Source organism: Anaerotignum sp. (assembly GCF_045122575.1).
In the GTDB taxonomy this organism is placed as follows: domain Bacteria; phylum Bacillota; class Clostridia; order Lachnospirales; family Anaerotignaceae; genus Anaerotignum_A.
Genome location: NZ_JBGVHV010000038.1, coordinates 1 through 4,325 on the forward strand (window position 1 = coordinate 1; position 4,325 = coordinate 4,325).

Annotated in this window: 5 protein-coding genes; 1 reads left to right on the plus strand and 4 read right to left on the minus strand. The window is 45.0% G+C overall.

Features of this window, described 5'->3' with window-relative positions; genetic code table 11:
- Positions 1 to 920, minus strand: a 920-nt coding sequence (locus ACJMLT_RS01530; protein ID WP_405725546.1) for a hypothetical protein, incomplete at its 3' end; no start/stop codon positions are given.
- A 21-nt stretch (positions 921 to 941) separates the two neighbouring features.
- Positions 942 to 1,655, minus strand: a complete 714-nt coding sequence (locus ACJMLT_RS01535; RefSeq protein ID WP_405725549.1) for a hypothetical protein — start codon at positions 1,653 to 1,655, stop codon at positions 942 to 944.
- A 96-nt stretch (positions 1,656 to 1,751) separates the two neighbouring features.
- Here ACJMLT_RS01535 and sfsA point away from each other — a divergent pair, with 96 nt between their 5' ends.
- The gene (sfsA, locus tag ACJMLT_RS01540) at positions 1,752 to 2,441 is read left to right on the plus strand and encodes a DNA/RNA nuclease SfsA (protein WP_405725552.1); all 690 of its coding nucleotides are present in this window, start codon (positions 1,752 to 1,754) and stop codon (positions 2,439 to 2,441) included.
- A gap of 70 nt (positions 2,442 to 2,511) precedes the next feature.
- Here sfsA and ACJMLT_RS01545 read toward each other — a convergent pair whose 3' ends face one another.
- Complete coding sequence (locus tag ACJMLT_RS01545) at positions 2,512 to 3,090, minus strand: DJ-1/PfpI family protein (RefSeq protein WP_405725555.1); 579 nt, start codon at positions 3,088 to 3,090, stop codon at positions 2,512 to 2,514.
- Positions 3,091 to 3,289: 199 nt separating this feature from the next.
- A partial coding sequence (gene tyrS, locus ACJMLT_RS01550; protein WP_405725558.1) for a tyrosine--tRNA ligase occupies positions 3,290 to 4,325 on the minus strand: 1,036 nt, incomplete at its 5' end.

The window sequence follows — 4,325 nt, forward strand, 5'->3', positions numbered from 1 at the left end:
GCATCCAGTTCGCCTTCGATGAATTCGCATACGGTGTGATACAGGTCGGAATAAGATGCGCTGCCTTCTGTCAGGTCTTTGAAGGAATAGGACAGATACAGCACCAGGATCAGGGAATTGATGTCATGCAGGATGCAGGAGAAATATTCTTCGATCTGTTCCAGCACTTCATACATTTCCTTCAGTTCTTCGTAGAATTCGGAAAGTTCTTCATCATTCATCTTATGGGGCAGTACCATACGTTTCTGGCCGATCCATTCTGCCACTTCGGGGAAATATTTGCCGTAAACGGGGTTTTCCTGAGGGCTGCAGAAGCCTTCAAAGGCTTTCAGGGATGCGGCGATGAATTCCTTGCTTTCGCCTGCAAAGGCCGCGGACAGGGACGCCTGCACGTTATCATAGTATTTATCTCTTGTCATATACAGGGGCATACATTTTAAGATCTGACCCATGTAGTTTTTCTGATCCAGAAGGTTTTCTGCGCTTTCCATGAAGGCATGGCAGTCTGCAAAGAAGAGAGACCATTCCACCTGTTTCTGGGAAATACCGTCTTCTTTATATTTGCGCAGGGCAACCTGATCGCTGACCAGAGTGGAGATGACATTCCACTGGGAGAAATAGCTGTAAACGGTTTCGTACATATCCAGCAGGCGTTTTTTCAGACCCATACATTCGTTGAGGGCATCCATGCGGCCGTCTGCATCGCCGTCCAGAATTTCTTCCAGATCCAGCAGGATCTTTGTGATTTCACCTTTCAGTTCTTTGACATCTGCGGGGACTTCGTAGGGCAGAGCCATGTCACCTTTCTGTACATCTTCCATGGTGCTCATGAGCATCAGGAGGAGAGAACCGACAGCCTGCTGATAGATGTAATCTGCAGAGAGATTTTTTATTTTTTCTTCTAATGTGAGTTTGGACACAAGAAGGACTCCTTTCTGAAATCAAAATTTTTCGTACCTTTTATTATAGAATAAAATGGATGAAAGTACAAGAAAATGCTTAGAATAAGCCGCCGCCATCCAGAATGTATTCGTTGCCCTCGGCATCATAGGCTTTGATTTGGGGATTGAAATAGCGAGTGCTCCGAAAATCATTTTTTGCAATGCCGATACCGTTTTCATCAAAATGAACATTTTGTTTTTCTTTATATTTGGAATATTTTTTATATGTCCCCAAGTAGAGACCAGACGGGTATAAGGGGTATCTCCTTTCAGATAGATATCGTATTCGTCGGTATTATCCCCAAGAGGAACTGTGCCTTTTACTATCTGCGTTTTGGGAAAGAGGTTGCCGCAGTATTCCATCCAGTAGCCGTTTTCGAGGGCTTCAAAAACGCAGAAACTGTATAGATAATCAACTTCGAAGACACTGATGATGTCTTTGCCGTAGGTGCGTTCTGCGATGATTTTTGCCGTGTCATATTTTTTGTCGATAGCGGCTTCTCTGCCTTCGATGGTAGTCAGTTCTTTGGCAATTTTTATATCATGTTGTGTGGGTTGTGGGATATCGGGTGTTTTTTTATGAATCAATTGGGAAGATAGTAGTGCAAGAATGATAACGAATGTGCTGGCAATAAAACGGCTGCGATATCTGGTAAGCATTTCTTTTCTGATCTCTCTTTGCCGCAATATTTCTTCTCTCTCGGAAAATTTCATTTTATCCCTCCAATCATCTGGAACTTTTTTATATCATACCAAACAAGAAGGTGTTTTTCAATGAAGGTTATGATAAAATAAGGGAGAGGTGAAAATATGAAATACGGAAAAATGGTCGAAGCCAAATTCCTGCGCAGAATCAACCGGTTCACTGCTTTTGTGGAACTGGATGGGCGGGAAGAAATGGTACACGTAAAAAATACAGGCAGATGCAAAGAACTTTTGCTGGAAGGGGCGCGGGTTTTTCTGGAGGAAGCGGACAAAGAGGGGAGAAAGACAAAATATTCCCTGATTGCCGTTTATAAAGGGGATGTGCTGGTAAATATGGATTCGCAGGCGCCGAACCAGATGGCAGCAGAGGCACTGGCAGAAGGGAAAATAGCAGAAATCGGGGGAGTAGATTTTCTGAAGCGGGAAGTGAAATTTGAAAATTCCCGTTTTGATCTTTTTTATCATAAGGGAGAAAAGAAGGGGTTTATCGAGGTAAAAGGGGTCACTTTGGAGGAAAACGGCATTGCAAAATTTCCTGATGCGCCAACAGAGAGAGGGGCAAAGCATCTGAGAGAACTCATCCAAGCGAAGAAAGAAGGGTATGAAGCGGCAGTGCTGTTTGTGATCCAGATGAAAGGGGTAAGAGAATTCAAACCCAATGAAGAACGGGATAAACATTTTACAGAAGCCCTGCGGGAAGCGGCTGCAGTCGGTGTGGATATTCTGGCCTATGACTGCCGGGTGGAAGTGGGAAATGTCGAGATAGAAAATAAAATACCTGTCACATTGCAATAAAAAACAGGGAGGGCAATTCCGAAGAAAAGTCCTCCCTGCTTTTTTATTGTCAGAAAGATTTGGGATCAGATCAGATTTCCCATTTTGCACCCATCAGTTTTACAAATTCTCTTGTTACTGCGGAGTCGCCGGGCCATGCGGGAGCGGTTACCAGATTGCCGTCTACAACGGCTTCGTTTACTTCAACGGGAACATATTCGCCGCCTGCTAATGTGATATCGGGACCAACTGCGGGATATGCAGTTGCTTTTCTGCCTTTCAGTACGTTTGCTGCTGTCAGGATCTGAGGGCCGTGGCAGATTGCAGCTACGGGTTTGTTTGCCGCAAAGAATTCCTGTACGATTTCGATCACTCTGGGTGTCAGTCTCAGATATTCGGGAGAACGGCCGCCTGTGATGAACAGACCTTCGTAATCAGCTACGTTTACAGCATCGAAATCTGCTGTCAGAGCGAAGTTGTGACCTCTTTTTTCGGAATAGGTCTGTTCGCCTTCAAAGTCATGGATTGCGGTACGGATCACGTCGCCGGCTTTTTTGTCGGGACATACAGCATCAACCTGATAACCCAGCATTTCCATCGCCTGGAAAGGTACCATTGTTTCATAATCTTCTGTAAAATCGCCTGCTAACATAAGAACTTTCTTTGCCATACACAATTCCTCCTTTGATATGTAAAAGTCGCAGCCCCCAAAACAAAGCGGCTGAAGAAAATTACAATGTTTTTTTACAAGAATATTATAGCGCTGTTCCTTGAAAAATACAAGAAAAAATTCATAGAAAATCGGTGGATTTATTTTTGGAAAAAAGAAAGGCACTCCAAATGGAGTGCCTCAGATTTTTGCTGTCTGATTATTTTAAGATCACATTGTGGAATGTTTTCTTACCTTTCTGTACCAGCAGTTTGCCGTCTGTGAACAGGTCTGCTGTTACTTTGAAGTCAACGTCTGTGACAGGTTTTTCTGCAACTTTTACGCCGCCCTGCTGTACAGCACGTCTGCCTTCGGAACGGGAAGGAACTACTTTGATCGTTGTCAGCAGTGTCAGGATATCCATACCATCTGCCAGATCAGCTGCAGCGATTTCTGTGGAAGGAGCATCTGCTGTTGCAGCGCCTTTGCCGAACAGTGCTTTTGCCGCTTCCTGTGCTTTTGTTGCTTCTGCTTCTCCGTGAACGATCTTTGTCAGTTCGAAAGCCAGGATTTCTTTTGCTTTGTTGATTTCTGCACCTTCCAGAGCGCCCAGACGACGAACTTCATCCATGGGCAGGAATGTCAGCAGAGCCAGACATTTTTCAACGTCTTTATCGCCAACGTTTCTCCAGTACTGGTAGAAATCGTAAGGTGTTGTTTTTTCGGGATCCAGCCATACAGCGCCGGAAACTGTTTTACCCATTTTTACGCCTTCGGAGTTTGTCAGCAGTTTGAATGTCATACCGTAAGCGGACTTCTGGGATTTACGACGGATCAGTTCAACACCGGCGATGATGTTGGACCACTGGTCGTTACCGCCCATCTGCAGAGAGCAGTTGTATCTCTGATTCAGTTCGTAGAAGTCGTAACCCTGCATGATCATGTAGTTGAATTCCAGGAAGGACAGACCGGCTTCTTTTTCCATTCTTGTTTTGAAGCAGTCGGCAGCCAGCATTCTGTTTACGGAGAAATGTACGCCCACATCACGCAGGAATTCGATGTAGTTCAGGTTTCTCAGCCAGTCGCCGTTGTTTACGATGATCGCACCGCCTTCGCCTTCGTTGAAGTCGATGAAACGAGACAGCTGGTTTTTGATGCATGCTACGTTGTGGTCGATGGTTTCTACTGTCATCATTTTACGCATGTCAGCTTTGCCGGAGGGGTCACCGATCATTGCTGTACCGCCGCCTACCAGA